General features: G+C 33.1%; 18 protein-coding genes and 1 pseudogene. 6 read left to right on the forward strand and 13 right to left on the reverse strand.

Annotation, left to right across the window (positions count from 1 at the left end; genetic code table 11):
- Positions 1 to 496: 496 nt before the first annotated feature.
- The 8 genes from V6M85_RS07720 to V6M85_RS07755 all read right to left on the reverse strand — a co-directional run bounded on the left by V6M85_RS07720 (position 497) and on the right by V6M85_RS07755 (position 9,596).
- The gene (locus tag V6M85_RS07720) at positions 497 to 2,167 is read right to left on the reverse strand and encodes an FAD-dependent oxidoreductase (RefSeq protein WP_338598518.1); all 1,671 of its coding nucleotides are present in this window, start codon (positions 2,165 to 2,167) and stop codon (positions 497 to 499) included.
- Between the two features lie 229 nt (positions 2,168 to 2,396).
- A complete protein-coding gene (locus V6M85_RS07725; RefSeq protein WP_338598520.1) occupies positions 2,397 to 3,722 on the reverse strand; it encodes a hypothetical protein in 1,326 nt (441 codons plus the stop codon).
- A 4-nt stretch (positions 3,723 to 3,726) separates the two neighbouring features.
- Positions 3,727 to 4,293 carry a hypothetical protein gene (locus tag V6M85_RS07730; RefSeq protein WP_338598521.1) on the reverse strand — a complete coding sequence of 189 codons (567 nt, stop codon included), beginning with the start codon at positions 4,291 to 4,293 and terminating at the stop codon, positions 3,727 to 3,729.
- Positions 4,294 to 4,479: 186 nt separating this feature from the next.
- A complete protein-coding gene (locus V6M85_RS07735) occupies positions 4,480 to 5,283 on the reverse strand; it encodes an FkbM family methyltransferase (protein WP_338598523.1) in 804 nt (267 codons plus the stop codon).
- Positions 5,284 to 5,479: 196 nt separating this feature from the next.
- Positions 5,480 to 6,172 carry a class II glutamine amidotransferase gene (locus V6M85_RS07740; RefSeq protein ID WP_338598524.1) on the reverse strand — a complete coding sequence of 231 codons (693 nt, stop codon included), beginning with the start codon at positions 6,170 to 6,172 and terminating at the stop codon, positions 5,480 to 5,482.
- Positions 6,173 to 6,209: 37 nt separating this feature from the next.
- Positions 6,210 to 7,010: a PaaX family transcriptional regulator C-terminal domain-containing protein gene (locus V6M85_RS07745; RefSeq protein ID WP_338598525.1), complete on the reverse strand. Its 801-nt coding sequence runs from the start codon at positions 7,008 to 7,010 to the stop codon at positions 6,210 to 6,212.
- Between the two features lie 219 nt (positions 7,011 to 7,229).
- Entirely contained in the window at positions 7,230 to 8,822 is a 1,593-nt protein-coding gene (locus tag V6M85_RS07750) for a benzoate-CoA ligase family protein (RefSeq protein WP_338598527.1), read from the reverse strand.
- Between the two features lie 69 nt (positions 8,823 to 8,891).
- Positions 8,892 to 9,596: a Phenylacetic acid catabolic protein gene (locus tag V6M85_RS07755; protein WP_338598529.1), complete on the reverse strand. Its 705-nt coding sequence runs from the start codon at positions 9,594 to 9,596 to the stop codon at positions 8,892 to 8,894.
- 101 nt (positions 9,597 to 9,697) lie between these two features.
- Between V6M85_RS07755 and V6M85_RS07760 the strand changes: the two genes are divergently transcribed.
- From V6M85_RS07760 to V6M85_RS07770, 3 genes are all read left to right on the forward strand, one after another.
- Positions 9,698 to 10,468, forward strand: a complete 771-nt coding sequence (locus V6M85_RS07760) for a Phenylacetic acid catabolic protein (RefSeq protein WP_338598531.1) — start codon at positions 9,698 to 9,700, stop codon at positions 10,466 to 10,468.
- A 14-nt stretch (positions 10,469 to 10,482) separates the two neighbouring features.
- Positions 10,483 to 11,286, forward strand: coding sequence for an enoyl-CoA hydratase/isomerase family protein (locus tag V6M85_RS07765; protein ID WP_338598533.1), 804 nt, complete (start codon positions 10,483 to 10,485; stop codon positions 11,284 to 11,286).
- A gap of 333 nt (positions 11,287 to 11,619) precedes the next feature.
- The gene (locus V6M85_RS07770; RefSeq protein WP_338598535.1) at positions 11,620 to 11,862 is read left to right on the forward strand and encodes a sulfurtransferase TusA family protein; all 243 of its coding nucleotides are present in this window, start codon (positions 11,620 to 11,622) and stop codon (positions 11,860 to 11,862) included.
- Positions 11,863 to 12,235: 373 nt separating this feature from the next.
- Here V6M85_RS07770 and V6M85_RS07775 read toward each other — a convergent pair whose 3' ends face one another.
- From V6M85_RS07775 to V6M85_RS07795, 5 genes are all read right to left on the reverse strand, one after another.
- A complete protein-coding gene (locus V6M85_RS07775) occupies positions 12,236 to 13,378 on the reverse strand; it encodes a peptidase U32 family protein (RefSeq protein ID WP_338598536.1) in 1,143 nt (380 codons plus the stop codon).
- A gap of 368 nt (positions 13,379 to 13,746) precedes the next feature.
- A complete protein-coding gene (locus tag V6M85_RS07780; protein WP_338598537.1) occupies positions 13,747 to 14,460 on the reverse strand; it encodes a hypothetical protein in 714 nt (237 codons plus the stop codon).
- Between the two features lies 1 nt (position 14,461).
- On the reverse strand, positions 14,462 to 15,505 hold the full coding sequence (locus V6M85_RS07785) for a nitric oxide response protein (RefSeq protein WP_338598539.1): 1,044 nt from the start codon (positions 15,503 to 15,505) through the stop codon (positions 14,462 to 14,464).
- A gap of 658 nt (positions 15,506 to 16,163) precedes the next feature.
- Positions 16,164 to 16,607 (reverse strand): hemerythrin domain-containing protein, encoded by a 444-nt coding sequence (locus tag V6M85_RS07790; protein ID WP_338598540.1) that lies wholly within the window; start codon positions 16,605 to 16,607, stop codon positions 16,164 to 16,166.
- 30 nt (positions 16,608 to 16,637) lie between these two features.
- Positions 16,638 to 17,087, reverse strand: a complete 450-nt coding sequence (locus V6M85_RS07795) for a hypothetical protein (RefSeq protein WP_338598542.1) — start codon at positions 17,085 to 17,087, stop codon at positions 16,638 to 16,640.
- Positions 17,088 to 17,262: 175 nt separating this feature from the next.
- Here V6M85_RS07795 and V6M85_RS07800 point away from each other — a divergent pair, with 175 nt between their 5' ends.
- The 3 genes and pseudogenes from V6M85_RS07800 to V6M85_RS07810 form a co-directional block, all read left to right on the forward strand.
- Positions 17,263 to 17,547: a ferredoxin family protein gene (locus V6M85_RS07800; RefSeq protein WP_338598544.1), complete on the forward strand. Its 285-nt coding sequence runs from the start codon at positions 17,263 to 17,265 to the stop codon at positions 17,545 to 17,547.
- Between the two features lie 276 nt (positions 17,548 to 17,823).
- Positions 17,824 to 18,984 carry an IS110 family transposase gene (locus V6M85_RS07805; protein WP_338598546.1) on the forward strand — a complete coding sequence of 387 codons (1,161 nt, stop codon included), beginning with the start codon at positions 17,824 to 17,826 and terminating at the stop codon, positions 18,982 to 18,984.
- 40 nt (positions 18,985 to 19,024) lie between these two features.
- A pseudogene (locus V6M85_RS07810) lies at positions 19,025 to 19,090 on the forward strand (4Fe-4S binding protein); the annotation flags it as partial.
- Between the last annotated feature and the right edge of the window lie 96 nt (positions 19,091 to 19,186).

A 19,186-nucleotide genomic window follows, 5' to 3' on the forward strand; every position in this document is an offset into this window, starting at 1 on the left:
CACGTATTTAGCCTGACGTTTTCACTCTACATTATGATAAAAGCAGAATTCATCATTTCATAATGTCATTATGAAGTTATGAATTCAAATAACTATGATTTCTACTCATAACCCTATATTGTGATATTTACTTGTTATCGAATTATGAAATTTCAGGGCGATTTGTTTCATATCTATACGACTGCACTGTGGATATACTCACTTACAATAAATGTAAAAAACTGCAATTTTCTACACTTCTACATTACTTATAAAACTAAAATTTTAATAATTATCTATTCGATATATTATGCAAATTATCTATAAAAGCTATTTATTCAATTTTATACAAATTTGACGCTCTCGAGAATAGTGGTTAAGATTAATACTTTGACTCTCACTAACTTCATCTCTTTTACCCCCATTAGAGTTAAAAACTAGCAAAAAGTGATTTTTAGTCAGATGATTAAAGTGGCCAGGGCTGAAAGAAAAAGTGATGACATGTTTTTAAGATGAACTAAAATTGTAATTTGTATGTTCTACCTATCCAATAGCCTCTTTGAATTGCCTTACCTATAGTTGGTTGGTCATCCACAATATTGTGTATCTCAAGATCGAATTTCATACCATTACTTTCTTCTATGAATTTAACTCCTGCTTGAGATAATGAGTTTCTTAACAAGTACTCTCTAGTTCTATCCAAACCCTTAAAAGACCTTTCAGTCATGTAAACCTCATTATATTTGGCTAACTCGAACGCATAGTCGTGATATGCGTATATATTGGAGTCTATCAGGATTCTCTCTCCTTTAACTTCTGGCATTTTAGGTATTTCATAATCTGGTACTGCTAATATACAGTCCGAGCATTCCATCTTAGTGTTAAGTTTTATCTCGACGTTAAGTCTTCTTAATTCCCTTTCATAATACTTTATCAGTTCATTAAACTCATTAATTTTCCAAGGATCCTTAAGTAATAAGAATTGTCCACCTAATTTGTTGTTCTGCTCATATAAAGTTACGGTGAAACCTCTTAATGCTAAGACTCTAGCAGCCTCTAAGCCCATTACACCTCCTCCCACTACCGCGACCTCACCTTTTCCTTTTTCAAGAGGAGGTAATAACTCCCAACCTAATTCTGGATTAACATCGCATCTAACTTCCTTATACACTACACCTCTGCACGATTGGTTACACCTAATGCATGGCCTTATTGGTAAGCCCTTAATTGCCTTATTTAACCAATGAGGATCTGCTAATAATTGCCTTCCTAATACGACAACGTCAGCTACATCCCTAACCTTTAAGGCTTCCTCTGGAGTTATTATTGACCCTACAAGGAATAATGGAACCTTAATAGCGTCTCTTACGACTTTAGCGTATTCTAGGAAAGATACTCTTTTGTAATAATAAGGCATGCTTGAACCCAAAGGACCATCTCTACCGGCAGATAAGTGAATGTAGTCTATCCCAGCTTTTTCCAATCTCTTACTTATCTCAGCTACCATTTCAGGGGTTAAGCCTTCATTGTCAAACTCAGTTACGCTAATCCTTATACCAACGGTAATCTTAGCCTTCTCCTTTATACTTTTAAGAATCTCCTCAGCGAACCTAACTCCATCTTTATACTCATCCGCCCTTTTATTAGTAGCTGGTGAGAAAAATTGTGCCAATAAGTAACCATGTGCTCCATGAAGTTCTATTCCATCAAAGCCTGCTCTCTTAGCTCTTATTGACGCATTTACAAAATCGTTCTTCACTCTCTCTATATCGTCTTTTGTCATTTCTCTTACTTCATCCATTATTGGAATAGGTGAGGGAGCGATAGGTGTATTTCCCCAGATGATATCCCTTCTAGTTTTCCTACCAACGTGAACCAATTGTACGAAAATCTTACTTCCTAATGCGTGTATCATCTCAGTTAATCTCATAAATTTTGGTGTCAATTCATCAGAATACATACCTAGTTCATTAACTGATCCTCTGGCATCTGTGCGATTAACGTAGGTATATTCAGTTATTATTAATCCAACTCCTCCTTTAGCTCTTTCAGCTAGATATGCTATATGGGCATCGCTCGGGTACCCCTCTGGAGTTCCTAAATTACTTATCATTGGTGACATTGCTATTCTGTTCCTTAAGATGACCTCACCAACCTTAATTGGCTCCAGTAGCTTTGATAGGTCCATGAAGGTAGTTATATCGTAATAGTTAAAAAGTTAACTATATTCTATCCCTTTTTTAAAATATTAAATAAACGAAATCAAAGATAAGCTCATAGTACAAGCATCTAGGTAAAATTTTGCACTATTGCTATCTTTCTTCAGAGACCTAAGATAAGTCTAGTTTAGTTATCATCCTTAAAATTTCTATAAAAATAATTCATACCTTCATGGTGACACTATAGATAAGCTTAAGTTATGTTGGTGTAACTTCAAGCTCTTTCAAGATTCTTCTAACCAATTCATTTCTTTTCTCTCTGTTACTATTCAAGATGTCTTTAATGGTTCTATTATCAACTGTAATGATTTTAAACTCATTTAAGTCAACATTAGTAGAATTTGTAACTATGAACTTTCTTACTTCGTATGCTCCATCTCTATTAAATCCGATTAACTTCTTTACATTTCTTATATTTTCAACTGTGTTCTCATTAGTCAACTTTATATCACCTAGATACTCGATATTACCTCTTCTGAAAAATATGTCAATAGTTATTCCTACTTGTTCTATTCTCTTCCCTCTATCATGAATATAATCTATATTATATTCCTTTTGTAGTTCAAGTAAACCTTGCCTAATTTCAGCTTCTAGCATCTTTGAGGCATCTTCAATATTTTCTATCTCAAATTCTCTTTTTAGTTCATTCTTTATGCATTCCATTTTCTTATACTCATCTTTACAACTTGAGAGAGCTTTATTGTAAGCTTCTCTTGCAGAGTCTAACAGCTTATTCACAGTATCTGAGCTTTTAATCTCTTTGATATTTATAAGATCCTCAGCAAATTCCTCACAGTATGTTTTTAAAATATCGAGTTTATCCTCGTCTCTTAGTTTAAGTTCTATTTTGAATTCATCAAGCCTTCGCCTTAGTGCACTATCCTTTATTTGACTGATTACATCTGGTACTAAAGTGATAACTATTGGTATTTTAGTCTCATTAATTATCTTATGTAGCTCTAGTAGTTGTCCTTCATTATTCTTAAGTTCGTCTATTAATAATCCAACAGGACCTAAGTTAATAAGATCGTTAAGAAACTCTATAAATCCCTCTACATTCTCTTCATATGCCATACAATATAATCTTTCTGCATATACGTAGTTGCCACTCCACTTTCTTTTCTCACATAGGTGTCTCATCCAATTAGTAAACTCTTTGCTCATTTTCTCTAAAAGTCCGTAACCTATCTCTTTCTTGTGTTCATATAAGATCTTAAACGCATTATTTCTTATCTTTTCAAAAACTGTTGTATTTCTTATAGTATACCAACTTGCCTTTGATAAACTGGGGCTACTCACTAGATCTAAGTATAGAATAAACGCTTTTTCATTCAATTCTTTCTTCACGGCATTTAAGATGAGTGTTTTTCCCATACCTGGTTGTCCTAATATAGTAATTACTGCATTTTTTCTCGACATTATGGCATTCTCTATAATTTTTATTGTTTCAGTCCATACTTTACCTGCAACTCTTACATTTTCATCCCCATATTTAGATACAGTGTATTCCTCAAACTCACACATTAACTTACACCTTTTTCCTAATTATCCCATATCTTGTCCCGTGAATCACAAAGCCTTCCTTCCCTCCAGCAATTAACTCATAGTGTTTTAGGATATAATCTCTAAATTTTGACATAAATTGTTCAAGCGACATTCCTAATTGCTCTCTTATATCATTAATGGAGGCATAACCAATATCATCCTTAACAGTTTCATATACATTATCTAGATCCTGAAACGTTTTAGGCTTCCCAAAATATTCCTCAAAATATTTCCTAATTGCCTCATCGACGATTTCTCTTATTACGTTTTGGATGTCAGAATTAACATTTTCAGTAGTCTTTCCCCTAACTTCCTTTGCTATTTCTTTTTCCTTCAGATTCTTCGATAATACGTAATACTTGGCCTTCCCCTTTGTTGTGGCAAGACTTATGACACCTTCATTTACAAGTTCCTTAAAAATCTTATCTATAGTCTTATTAGAGGACTTCTTTCCCAAAATATTTAAGATGCTATTTTTAGTAAATTTTCTACTTGTATCTCCACCAGTAAACTTCATAATTGCGTTAATAATATCATCCTTAGTTATCATTTTGATAATAATTTACCTATTACCTTATTAAACTTTTATGTAGATTATAATCGTATCTTTAAAGAATTTTATTTGCCCTAAATTATTTGGATTACCTTAAAATAACCCTAAATAGTGAGAAATCTCAAGGATTCTTAGACACTCTATTATTAATATGTTTACGATATCTAATTTCTGTTACTATGATCATCTATTTTTCTCATAGAGGTAGTTCCCAATTTTTTCATAAGTCATATCACTTCTTACAAGTCTAAATCCCTTATTTAACAAAATCTTATTTATTTTACTGAATAATTCCTCCCTTATTTCAATTAATATAGTTTCAGTTATTTCCAATGTATTGGTTGCTCCCTTGATAACTTCCAGTTCTACACCCTCAACGTCTATTTTCAGTAAGTCAATCTTATTGAGATTAAGTGAATCTAGAGGTATTGCCTCTACACTTACCTTCTTTTTTCCTCTTACTTCGCTTATTGATGACATATCATTATTTAGATAGAAGTCAAGCTTGCCATAAGTTTCCCACACAGCCTTATTGTAAATTTTAACCTTTTCCTCTAATCCGTTTTCCTTAACGTTATTTTTTAATATTTTGAAAGAAATTGGATTTGGTTCAAATGCTATTACATTAGCTCCTTTCTTTCCTGCTCTAATCGTATATGAGCCTATATAAGCTCCTACATCTACGAAAATCATATTCTTTTTAAAGGTAATCCATTTACTAACCTCGGGTTCATTATATAAGAGAATAATCCAGATATCATGAATTAGATTCTCCTTCCTAACGAACCAATAAATATCATTATACTTAACCTTAATTAATTTAGAATAAGTCTCTTTTATTGTGGGAAGCTTTCCAAACAGTTGAAAATCGAGATAAGCTTTCAAGTATTCGGAATATAGAAATAAGGAATCAGGGAAGTTTGTAGGTTTTACTCTTAAGAATTCCTTTAATGATGGAGGTTTAGGTTTAAGTTCAATCCTTCTCAAATTTTGCTCTCCTCAAAATACTTGTATGAATCAATCACTGGAATTACTATTAGTTTTAAATAGGTTGCTTGGTTTATAAAAATGATATCACCCTCTATCACAGTATAAGGAAAATAGAATACAAATTCAAATATTAGAAATGTTCTTATAAACCACTAGTTAGCTATCCTATTTCCTTATTTTTCTAATGTTAACCTCATGATAGCTTCATTAATTTCCCAAACTCAACTTCTTCGCCTTTTTCACAACCAGTATAAGCTAAAGATGAAGAATAAACCGCCCCTTTATTATGATATAATTTATAGTATTCTTCGTTCTCAACAATTATATCTTTTCTATAGTAATTATGAAAATATATTTGTGAACTTTTACTTTTTCGATCTATCTCTAGAATAAGGAGATTTAAGGCTGATTTTGTAAACTCTCTTAACCTGTCTACTTCTTTTAAGCCATGAATAGCAATGTATCTTGCAATTAGTTCTGAATCTACCATGAGAGAAGGGTCCAATCCTAAAGTCTCGCCTAATCTATACTTATCAACACTCCCATTGTGCGCTAAAAAGAATAAGTGCGTGCTAGTAGTTTCTAAATAGGGATGTGAATAGAAAGAGGAAACTAGAACTTTTTCACTTGCTTTCCTAGCGTGGATAATTACCTTCAATTCACCATCTAAAGAGTTAATGACATCATTCAACGTATTAATGTCTTGGAAAATAGGGTTAGAACTTCTATAATAAATAATTTTATTGTTATTATATGCAACAATTCCCCATCCATCTGAATGACTCTCATTAATTAAAGGATCATTCAATGATGCTTTAACCAAACAGTTCGCCATCTTTCTTAAGTAATCTTTATTTTTTCCGTAATATGCTAACATTCTACACATTCTAAATACGGATTATCTTAAGCTGATTAAAAACATTTCATGGTTCATACACACTATAAAAGAATTCGTTAGCCTTAGGTGTCAGTTCTTCTCTTAATTTCATGAAAAGCTCATATGCAGTGTACCCAATCCAATTTTGAGGTAATAAATCCTCAGGTAAGTCAGGATCTATGTTTAAGAACTTTCTATATTCATGAACTAATTCTATTCTTGTTACAAAGGCTTCATTATTTTTTAGGTAATTTACTTTTTCAGTTACTTTCTCCCATTTTTCTAAAAAAGCTTTGTACGCTTGTTCTACTTCGATTAGATTCCAACACTTCTGTACTAGACGTTTAGGTTCTCCTAGATAATCAGCTAAGAAGATATCCACTTCTATGTTATTAGTCGAATTATAAAGATCTTTAATGAACTTCTTTAAAGTATCTTCAATGGGATTTGGAGATATCCAGGTTGATTGAGCTAACATTCCAAATCCTAACCATTTAAGCTCTCTCCTTAGTCTATCTCTCAACTCTCTATTGCTTTCAGGAATGTTGTAGACTACTAGTCTCCATTTACCATCCCATTTTCTTCTAATTTTCTCATAAACTCTTCTGGTCCCTTCCAATAATCTTAACATGCCTTTTTCAGATAATTTATAGCTAATCTTCTTATCCTCTCTTTTTATAGAATCTATTAAACCTGCTTTCTTCATTCTATGTAAACCCGCTCTAATAGCACCTTCTGAAAATCCAAATTCCTTGAGAATAACAATTATACTTTTAGAGCTAATAGTTCCACCGGCGTCCTTAATATAATCCCCGTAAAGCGTAAAGAATAACGATTGTATCTTCATTAATAGTAACCTCTGAATTGATACTAAAAAATTTTCCTAAATGTAACGAGTGTTACAGCTATTAAGTTCATACTCTCACCACATAAATAAAATTTTTTATTTAATTAATATATAATGGATATCTTTATGGATACTCAAGGTAAACTGACTTTTTAATTATACTTAAAAAGTATATATAGAGATAATTCATAGTTACATCACTACATTATGTTAAGTTAATTATTTAATTTCTCCTAATCTGAATTTATATCTCTGTATTTTTCCAGTAGCAGTCTTTGGAATCTCATTTACAAATCTTATCTCCCTAGGAACTTTATAGTGATCTAATTTGTCTTTTAGAAAGTTCCTTAATTCATTAGATAGTTCTTGACTTGGTAAGTATCCTTGTTTAAGTGTAACAAACGCAACTACTTTTATCAATCCTACCTCATCCGGTATACCAACGACAGCAGCTTCTGAAACTGCTGGATGCGCTAAAAGTGCAGCTTCTACTTCTATTGGTGAAACCCATAATCCTGAGGTTTTGATCATGTCATCAGATCTTCCAACATAGTAATAATAACCTTCCTCATCTCTATAGAATTTATCACCAGTTCTGAACCAAATGCCCACCATATTCTTTCTAGTGCTTTCATAGTCGTTCCAATAAAACATCGCAATACTATCTCCTTTAACGTAAAGATCTCCTACTGTTTTAGGAGGTACTTCCTTACCCTCTTCATCTACAATTTTAACTTCATACCCTGGAACTACCTTTCCAGTACATCCTGGTTTACAATTTCCTGGAATATTAGAAATGTATATGTGTAAAGCCTCTGTTGAGCCAATACCATCTACTATTTCAATTCCATATCTCTCCTTCCATCTATTAAATATTGCTGGAGGTAAAGGTTCTCCTGCGGAGACACAGAACCTTAAACTACTCAAGTCGTAATTTTTCCAATCCTCAACTTGTAACATTGCATTGTACAATGTAGGAACTCCAAAGAAGATTGTTGGCTTATATCTATGTATAGTCTCTAGGACTCTTTTAGGTTCCACTCTATCTGGCATTAGAATGGTTGATGCTCCATTTCCAAATGCAAAATAAGAGCCATTTCCTAATCCATAAGCAAAGAATAACTTAGAAGCAGTGAATAATCTATCGCTTTCTGTTATTTTAAGTACGTTCTTTACATAGGTATTAAGTACAACTAGAATATCTTTATGTAGATGGACTGCAGCTTTAGGATGTCCCGTAGTTCCAGATGTGTAAAGCCAGAATGCCATATCGTTAGGAGATGTAGGTTCTGGTTCTAAGTGTGTTGATTGGACTGAGACGAGACCAGAGTAAAAGGCCAATTGAGCCTTATGTTCAAAAGCCTCAGTCTGCAAGCTAACCTTTTCTATACCAGGTAATATTATAATATGCTTAAGTCTTTTAGCTCTATCCTTGAGGTATGGGGATAATTTATTCCATATATCTGGCTCTACTACCAATACCTTAGCTGCAGTATCTTCTAAAAAGAAGATGTAATCTTGCGGTTTAAGATATGTATTAACTGGTACTGGAATTGCACCTATTTTCATAGCACCATAAAATACGGATATAAAGTAAGGAGTATCATATGATATCATTAGGATTCTATTCTCTTTCTCTACTCCCAGTTCCCTTAATCCATTCCCTACCTTATTTATTTCATCTATTAACTTGCGATATGTCCATATTTCATCCCTATAAAAAATGGCTACTCTCTTATCTGCATCACTATTATCCCATTTTGAAAATAATGCATCTGTTATATTTAAAATACTTCCATACTTGCTAGACATTATTATTTTATTTTTTAAACCAATTTATATAGTTTACGCTGTTAAAGTAGTACGTAAATATGTCGCAACTTACTTTGTTACAACATTATAATGAATACTCTTTGTGGGATTTACCTCATTATATCCTAATCTCTTCAGTTCCTCATTAGTCATTTTTATGTAATCATTAATTAGATCGTCTTTAACCAATTCGGAAATATTGAGATCATTAAGGTAGATTTCATTTATGGATCTAAATCCATATAGCATTTCAACAGCTCTAGGGAACCAAAAGTTAATTGCAGCTTGCATCTTACTTTTATTTTGATAGTTTTTTAGTTCATTTTGAGAGAAAAATAGATGTGCTTCTTCCTCTTTAATCATGGTAGATGCTAAATTGGAAAGTGGTTCAAATGAGCTGTTCTTAAGCACCCTTAATTGATGTAACCCAGCTCTATCTACTAGGAACGTAAAGGAGATCACATCTTCCCAATTAAATAAAGGTAAATTAGAAACTTCTAATTTATGAATTCCTAATCTTGCATTCTGGATTCTTTCTATACTATCTTTGGCGTTAAATTCTTCTAAAATTCTCAGTAGTTGCCAACTATGATTTAGCTCATCGGAAACTAATTTGGCTATAAATAATCTTCCGTCCACAGTAGGTGCATTTACTAACCAAGGGGAATATTGCTCAACCATACCTAATTCGAAATCTGCTCTTAATTCAATTATGTCTATAATAGCTTTTCTTAAATCCTGTGGAACTTCCTTTACACTACTAATTTTTCGCATGTTCTCATCATTTATAACTAATTTTTAGAAACTTTTATCTTTTTCGCTTTTATCTACCTACGTACAGAAAACGTTATATACTTAAAAGTATAAACTATAAGGTGATGGTACTTCCAGAATACAAAAAGCCTAAAAGGGTTATTGGATGGGGAGAGTATAAGGGATTGAGGAAATTTGAATCAATTTATGATCTACCTCCAGAAGCAATTGATATTATATTGAAGTTACTTACAGTTCAAGGAGATACTGAGTTTGCATCAATAGAACAGCATATGCCTTGGCTATTTCACGCTCCCAAATTATCTGATAGGGTTACTATATCGAGAATTATGGTGGATGAGATGAGACATGGATGGCAAGTCATTCAAATACTAAAAGAATTTGGAGAAGAAGGCAAAAAAATAGCTGAAAATCTTTTATGGACTAGAATGGGTAAACATAAGCTTGATGCCTTTAATATTCCATTCAATATGTGGGAGGATACGTTAGGTTTTACCTTTCTAATAGATAGAGTTGGGTTGTACCAATTATTGGCCTTTGAGGATTCGAGTTTTGGTCCGTTATCTAGAATAATCCCTACAATGCTTATGGAGGAAGAATTTCATATAAATTTTGGATATTCAGGAATTAAGAAGTTAGTAGAGGAAGGTAAGAAAGATTTAGCTCAAGCTCTTATAAATAAATGGTTACCCAGAGGGTTAGATATGTTTGGGCATTCCAAATCATATACTATAGATTTAGCATATAAATATGGAATAAAGAGAATGAAAAATGATGAAATGAGGGAACTTTACATTAAAGATGTAAAGGAATTAATCGAACCATTAGGTTTAGAACTCCCCGATGTAAATAGAAATAGGAGAATATTTTGATAGGTGAAAAATATATGGGTTTAAGGGAGTTAAGCCCTAAATATTTTAAGATAGAAGTAGAAGACGGAGTAGGAATTATAAAACTAAACAAACCTCCAGCTAATGCTCATAATCTTGAAATGTTAAGGGAGTTAGACAATATAATTGTAGAATCACGATTTGATAATGATGTAAAAGCTATAATAATAACTAGCGCTATACCTAGATTCTTTTCAGCTGGTTTTGATATTAATGAAATAAAAGATAAATCTCCGGAATATATTGGACTATCAAGTCAATTCAGTAAGGAAGTTATGCTCAGAATGATGTCAACGAAAAAACTGATTATAGCGAGTATAAATGGGCACTGTATGGGTGGTGGGCTAGAATTGGCACTGGCTTGTGATCTGAGATTCGGAGCTAACGATGAAAACATAAAGTTTGGAATGCCAGAAGTAGCTAATTTAGCCTTAATACCGGGAGAGGGAGGAACTCAGTTCTTAGCTAGATTAGTAGGGAGATCTAAAGCTATTTATCTAATGGTTACCGGAAAAACACTTTCACCAAAAGAAGCTTACGAATTAGGTATTTTGGATAGATTAGTTGAGCCGGAAAAGCTATTCCAAGAATCCTTTGAATTCGCCAGACAAGTTGCTAAAGGTCCATCATTAGCTGTAGGTTTCGCAAAGCTAGCTGTTAATGAAGGTATGGATTTACCATTATATAACGCATTCGCTTTAGAAAGAGAAATGCAAAATCAAGCATTAGCTTCAGAAGATGCTAAAGAAGGAGCTAGGGCATTCTTTGAAAAGAGAAAGCCTATATTTAAAGGAAAATAACATATAAATTTTACCATACACGTGTAAGATTAAAAATTTTTATTCACTATTTCTTAGGTGAAATAATTATAATTTGGATTAAATACATGGATGTTATTAAAAAATATACTATTAATATTCTAATTAGTGAGTAACATGTACAGCCTTACAGAAATACGGGCAGAAAGCTTCGCCCTCTTTGGACAGGGAGAAGTCAGGTTTAAGTTTCTTCTTTTTTAAGGAATCTTACATATGATGAAGATATCTCAATTTAGAATATTGAAAGATTGTTTACATCACTTTTTAATTTGCATTGATAAAAAGTTTTAAAAACCATAGGAAAGATTTAGTATTATGTCTCAAGAGGTTAGGATTGCTAAGACGTTAGATGTTAGGGGTATGTATTGTCCTGGTCCAGTTTTGGAGACTGCTAAGGCTATAAAGCAGATTAATGTTGGTGAGGTTCTTGAGGTTTTGGCTACTGATCCAGCTGCAAAACCAGATATTGAGGCTTGGGCTAGGAGGACTGGAAATCAAATAGTTGACATACAACAGCAAGGAGGAGCAACAAGAATATTAATAAAAAGAATGAAATAAAATTTTCCTTCTTTTTATTTTTTTATAATACAAAAATCTTAAAGAGGGTTTTGAAACGTCATCATTAGCAAAATTCACTTATTACGAGACTATAAGGTATTATCAGATTAGAAATGACGAGAATATAAGTCTTATAATATTGATTTTAGTTTTTCTCTTTTTTCGAATCTCTCTTAATTTATCTATGCACTAGTTCAAGGGAATAAAACTGTTAATACAATACATAGTATAGTCAAATAGGTAAAATTTTAAGGAGATCGTCTATTCTACGCATAAGCTTATATTTCTTAATTGGTAAATTATATGAAAAATTTTCATAGTCTATTTTCTACCTATATGACGACACTATGAGATAATCAGATAGTTTATTAACTTAAGCTGAGTTTGTCCTAAATTTAGGTATTAAGTGGATAGGGTATTGTTGTTTAACATTCCACTTATCCCTTTTGAACTGCGTATTGTTAATCCTTATAACTTTCTCTGCGACTATATCACAATACCTACAGTCTTCACAACTTCTAGTGTCACAGTCATTGTGGATGAAGAACTCCAGCCATTTCTCCGGGAATTTTGAATTATCTACAGAGATATCCCTTAAAACCGAATAGGTTTCAGGTCCGTTGATTTTCTCTATAGCTTTTGCTGCAGCTCTCCCTTGAGGATAACTAACGATATCTAAAAGATTTCCATCGTATCTTCTACTAGTATAGGCTTTTACGGCTTTTACTATCCAATCAGTCCTTTTGTTTCTTCCAGCAATTTTGAATCTTTCTATTCCAATACTCTCATAATATTTCAAATCTTCTGGTCTTATCCACCTCATACGTACTATGTTAGCAGGATCGTTAAGAACATCAGTAGCACATAATAGAATTGGATATTCGAACCATATATCATCTAGGCCGTTTGCCATTGAGGAAATAGAAGATATTTCATCATGCGTAAGCCTAAATGGACAGCCATAAAGACAAGAGTTGTTTAATATCAATTCCACATCAACGTTTTTTCTCTTTGAAATTTTGGCTAATTCATTGAGAAGTTTAAAATTTCTATTAACGTCTTCATGCATGATAATAGTATTAGCACCTAATCCAATGTATTCTTCCACCTCTCTTATTATGTGAACTCTGGAATATGATGAGACGGAGATTTCTAGATTTGGATACTCACTTCTCACTAACCTTATGATGAAGGGTAGGCTTATTATTAGGCCATCTATTCCTAAATTGATTAACTTATCCACTTCTCTTATTAGGATGTTAACAAATTTAGAATCGTACTCTCTTCCTAATAGTGTTGCAGTGTTCATTGTATATAGGAACTTAATGTTGTGTGAGTGGGCTAATTCAATGTGAGACTTAAAATCTTCTTCTGTTACCTCTGGAACTATGAACCCTGCTCTACCATGTCCCGTTAATGTCTTTCTAAAACTACCAAAAATATATTTAACTTCGGGAAACTTTTTCAGTTCCTCTATAAGAGAATCATCGAAATTCGTCCCGACAACTAGTTTCATATACTTGTTTACTCCTTTTCCTAAATTAACATGGTTATGATAACTATAAAGGAGTGCCATATTAACGGGGTTTTCTTTTTCCAGGTGGTATCAACAATCTAAAATTTACGACAGAAATTGGGGATGATACTCCCTTATTACAATAAAACCCGTTATTGGTAAAAATTTGCTTACGCTTTTTATTACTAAAATTTAAGGGTTTCATTCAAGATTATTAAGACTACAAAGGTTATCTCGTTTTTTATGAAAAATCTATTATATCATATCATAGAGAATTGGGAAAGGATGGATTTATGAATAAATTGATAGATTAACTGTTAAATAGGCAAAAATATCACAATCTCTTTTATTTATTAATTTCTCCATTACTAGATGTGTATCATAGTCGACATTATGAAAGTTATCGCTAGTAGTATTATGAATATTATGTCCCTTCTAGACCCTCTTTTTCCTAAATCTTTGATTTCCTTAGGAGACTTTAATTTTTCACCGGGTTTAAGATATCTTATAGAAGGTTCTATTAGAGTTAATAAGGGTAAGGGATTTTTAAGGCTTAAGAGCAATAAGACAATTATTGATATGATCCAGCTAATTTGAACTATCCTTTTATCTAGTTTCCTAAATGGTATCTTATACTCAACGTATAACGCTCCAGTAAATATGTAGAGTATCCAATAAATAGCTGGTAAAAGGAAATTATGATTTTCAATAAACGTCCCCCAAACTATAGATAAGGAGACTTCAAATGTAGTCCCTAAAACGTTTCCCCACATGGTGTTTTTTGTGAGATATAAGCCAAAGGTGAGAATTAACAGAGATGCAGGTATTGCTAAGTAAACATTGAAAGGCATGAAGATGTATGGTATTAATGTAACAATTATCAATAGTATGTCCTTATAATCAACTTTCACAGCCATAATTCTAGGCTGTATGTACTCCATAATAGGTAGAGTGTAAGCTATAATCGGTATGAGTATGATAGCCCTAACTATATTGATGTTAAAAAAGGGTATTAACGCAAGTATGTAAGTTAATACTCCTAAAAAATATAATGCATGATTTCTAACTTTACTCCTACTCATTTTAACCACCTACCCTAACGACTTGCCTTAATGTGAGAACGAAAAACGATAAAATGCCTATACCTTGAAGTGGAGCTGATAACAATAAGATGGGGAAATTTATTCCGAAATCATATATGAGCCTCATAAGGAGGCCTAGATTCAGAATAATGAAAGGTATATATGATGGTTTAACAGCAACCCTCCTCTGAAAGGCATTTATAAACAAATCCATTAGTACTACGTCAACTCCAAACACAGTATTGAAAAGAAAGCCAACTGCAATTGTGTGAATGTATATGTCGTAATTCGAAACGAATATTGAACCTACTAGTAAATAGAGCCAAGCGGTAAGCAAATGAATTATCGGATATTTTCTTCCCTTAAGTTTATAAAGTCCAGATGCGTGAAAAGAGAGAATCCAGGCTAGAATCATGAGTATGTTCCCATGAGGGTAAACCGATATTCCTATTATAAGAAGTATAAACGCTAAGGAATTTTCCCATCCCCTTGATACTCTAATTCCAGTAACTAACCCTATATCCCTAGACATCACTGCTAATATCATACTTACAGGAAATATTAAATTAACGTAAGGAATTAAATAACCTAAGCCTACTTGAATTGAGATTAACGCCACTGTAATGATAAGAGAGAAGAAAAGTAACCAATTGTATGTTGTAGGATTTAGTCCTATTTTAGACCGACCTAAATATTCTTTAGAGTAGTATAGCAAAATTGTCATTGAGAAGAGAATAAAGATTAGCCCCAAAGTTTGCTTAAAAATAAAGGTGACTGATCCTAAAACTGTAAAGATAATGAATAAGATAATGAGTTTATTATCGGCAGTTCTTCCAGTCCACTCCACACTTAGGGCAACTAATATCTCATTACCTATTAGAGAGCCAAAGAAACCGTATATCATTATAAACCAGTGTGAGGGAAACAAGGTTTCTGTGGGATCTGTGGGAAATCCTTGTATACTCATGAACTCAAAGACTGCAGGTACTCCTCCAAGTAGTAATAGCATGATACCAGTCAGCATTAAAACCAACGGTAATCTCATACTATGTTACGTATTTAAAAGTGAGATATTATACGGCATCCCTAATAAATTAGGTGATTTAGGTCAACTTCTTAGACTCTGAAAGGTATTATAAGATCTTTCATGGTAGATGATCTCATTAGCAGATCAGTGTTGGTCTACAAGACTCGCTAATTATTTTACTGTTAATATATGGTCTATCCTATTTTATTTACTAGATATTAAAAGTATATCCCTAATTATCTATCTATCTTTCTATTAATCTTAAATCACCTCTCTCACACAAATGATAATTTTAGTATTTCTTCTCTTTATGTTCTTCATCCGTACTGTTATCTCACCTTTCATGTTATACATTTTCTTGACGTTTTGAATTAATCTTTTTATTTCCGAGAAGCATATGACGCTGAGGGAATAATATAAATTGCTATAATGATATTTTTAGTATCAAGATAGTCTACGGGAGAATCATTTGCCATTACGTTATAAGCACTGACTTCTTCCCGCCTCAGTGAGGCTTTCTGCCCGCTTATTTGAAAACATATTCATTTTAAAGGTATAAGGCGATACATCATTAATCTTATCAGTCGTAAATTTGAAGACCAAGTGTTAATCTGACTGGAAACTAAATGGAGAAACCTTAACTTATTTTTGTTCCACTTCACTAGTATAGTTTTATCTAATATTGTATTAACGCTCTACATTTCCAATATGGCGGAGGATTCGCCAATTTAATTTCTTCTAATATTAGATTAGCCTGTTCCTCATCTGACAAGGTTTCTAATTGTTGATATACGCTTCCTTCTTCGGCACCGTCATGCTCTAAGAGGACTCTGAGGAATTCCATCATCTTCTCCTTAGCGATTTCAATATCTCCATTTAGCGCGTTTTTAACTTGATCTAACAAAATCCATAAACTGCCATGTTCGGTTTCTAAACCTCTAATTATAGCTAAAGAAGTAGTATCTTGAATTTTCTTAAATAGAAACTCTTCCTCCCAATATATGTGATTAATAAAAGAACGTCTTACCTCCTCATAAATTAAATTGTTTGGATTATTGATAAATTCCTCGATCAGATTCTCCAATCTCCTATGATCCAATGTTAAAATAAGGGATAGCATATTTTAACTTATGAAAATCATTCCTTATATCTAATCATGATATTGCTTATAATAGGGTACTATCTCTATAATACCATTCCTTTTTCCATCTGGAAGATATAAGTTATAATAGAATCCTACCTCTATCTTATTATCTAATAGAATGTAAAACTTTCTTTTTTCAATAAGTTTTTTGTTATCTACTTCTACTACCATATCGTCCATTTTGCTAACATTTCTCCCCATTGCCTTTGACAGTTGGAGGGTTTGATAAACGAATTCATCTTTTAAGTCCTTTAGCATGTATAGTTCTGATTCCCAATATGATGATCCATTTATATATAGCACTCCATTACTTTCGCTGACATAAACCATTGGATTGTTTGGAATGTCAAAATAGAATATTGAACCACCTATGGGAATTTCTAGTGTTTTGGCAATTATCTCCTTTTTCCTTTCTTCTATCCAGAGAGGGATCTCATATGTTTGAACTGCTATCATTTTTCTATCACAATCTAAACGTTGATTAACGTCAAAATAAAGCAATAGCCTAAGCTATTAGTCTATAATATGATTATACTCTTAAGACGTCTCTTAAGAAAAACCTCTCTTCTACCTTAAGCATTAGGTACGTATCTTTTAAAAATATGGTATAATTTGTTATCAGGCGAGTGTCATGGGCATAGATCCTAACTATAGACAAAGTAGACAAGTAGTAGGTGAACATGAGGGGCATAAGGTTTATGGACCTGTCGACGAACCTAAGGTTTTGGGAATTCATGGAACTATAGTGGGAGTAGATTTCGATATATGTATTGCTGATGGTTCATGCATTACTGCATGTCCAGTAAATGTTTTTAGATGGTTCGACACCCCAGGAAATCCGGTATCTGAAAAGAAAGCTGATCCGTTTAATGAACAAGCTCCTACGTTTTTCACGCAAGACATTCACCAAGGTTAACACTCCAAGTATTATAACAGAAAAACAAATAAGCACTCAAGAAAAAATCAACATAAGCCAAAAACAAACTAGGGGCTAAAAACCCCGTATACAAGGCTGGCTCACGATCCCCTCAATAATCTAACAAATGGGGTTAAAACCCCGTGTAGGAGAATATCACCTTTTTTACAAGGAGCAAAAAGTAGACATAACTAGGAAAACAAGTGAAAAATAGACTGATATTCTATACAGTATTATGATAGAAAACTTGATACGAGAGGAAAAACAGTATAACACGTGCAACAAATAAAATTGAAAACCTTTGGAATTGACGTTGGAGAATCAAAAATAGTAGTGACAAAAATAAAACTAGAACAACAAGGGGAACAATTAATAGAGAGAGAAAGCGAGACAAGAGAATTCAAATACGACAACGAAGGAATACAACAACTCATAAACTTCCTAGGAGACTACAAGGAAGGAATAATGGAAGCAACTGGAGTATACTTCTACTACCTATACGACAAGCTAACACAAAAAGGATACAACATAGGAGTAGTAAACCCACTACAATTAAGAGAAATACTTGGAAAGAAAACAGACGAACTAGACTCAAAAAGACTAGCACTAGCATACGCAATAGGAGTGATAAAAACATCATACATACCAAAAGAAAACGAAAGAGAACTAAGAGAACTAGAAAGACACAGAAAACAACTAGAGGAGAGAATAACACAACTAAAAAACATGATAAGAAAAACATTACAAACAGCAGGATACAAGATAGAACCATTCAACAAAGAAGGAAGACAAATACTAGACAAACTAGTAAAGGGACAAGAACTAACCAATGAGGAGAAAGAGAAACTAAAGAACTTGTTGGGGAGAAAACTAAACAAGGGTGAAGTATTAATTTTGAAACAACTAGTAGAAGAGATGAATATGGTTGAAGGGCAAGTTAAGGAGATTGATGACATGATTGCCACCCTAATCCCCAAGGCTACCCTTGCAGAACTACTCAAAATTCCCGGAATAGGTTTTACCACAGCTTCAACTATTTTGGGAGAGGTTGGTGATATTTCTCGATTCTCAAACTCTAAGGCTTTTTGCTCCTATGCAGGCCTTTCTCCAAGAACTAAGCAGAGTGGTGAGTTCTTGAGCCACAATGGGTTGATTCCGGGTAATAAGTATTTGAGGCGTGTTTTCTTTCTTGCTGCGAGAGTTGCTGTTAGGGTTGATGGCAAGTTTAATGAGTTTTATACTAGAATTAAGGAGAGGAGTGGGAGTGGTAAGAAGGCTCTTGTTGCTGTTGCTAATAAGCTTGCTAGGATTGTGTTTCACGTTTTACACGATGGTGTTTATAAAGGTGATTCTAAGAAGGTGGTCAGGGTTAGGAAAGGGAGGGAGCCAAGTGTTGATGGGGATTTAACCTTGTCTTCAGCCTTAGACAAGTTATGAAAAATAGTTTAAATTGTTAGAGGCGAAGCATGTAACGCCTTGTATATTCTGCATGGCATGTGTTAATGTATGTCCAGTAGCTGCAATAGATGTTAAGCCACCATAAAATATTGAAGTCAAATTTGTCACTGTTTTTCTTATTTATTTATTTTTCTCAAAATCTATTTAGGAAATAAACTAAGCATAAGATTCCGTTAAATCT

Source organism: Sulfolobus tengchongensis (assembly GCF_036967215.1).
Classification (GTDB): Archaea; Thermoproteota; Thermoprotei_A; order Sulfolobales; family Sulfolobaceae; genus Saccharolobus; species Saccharolobus tengchongensis_A.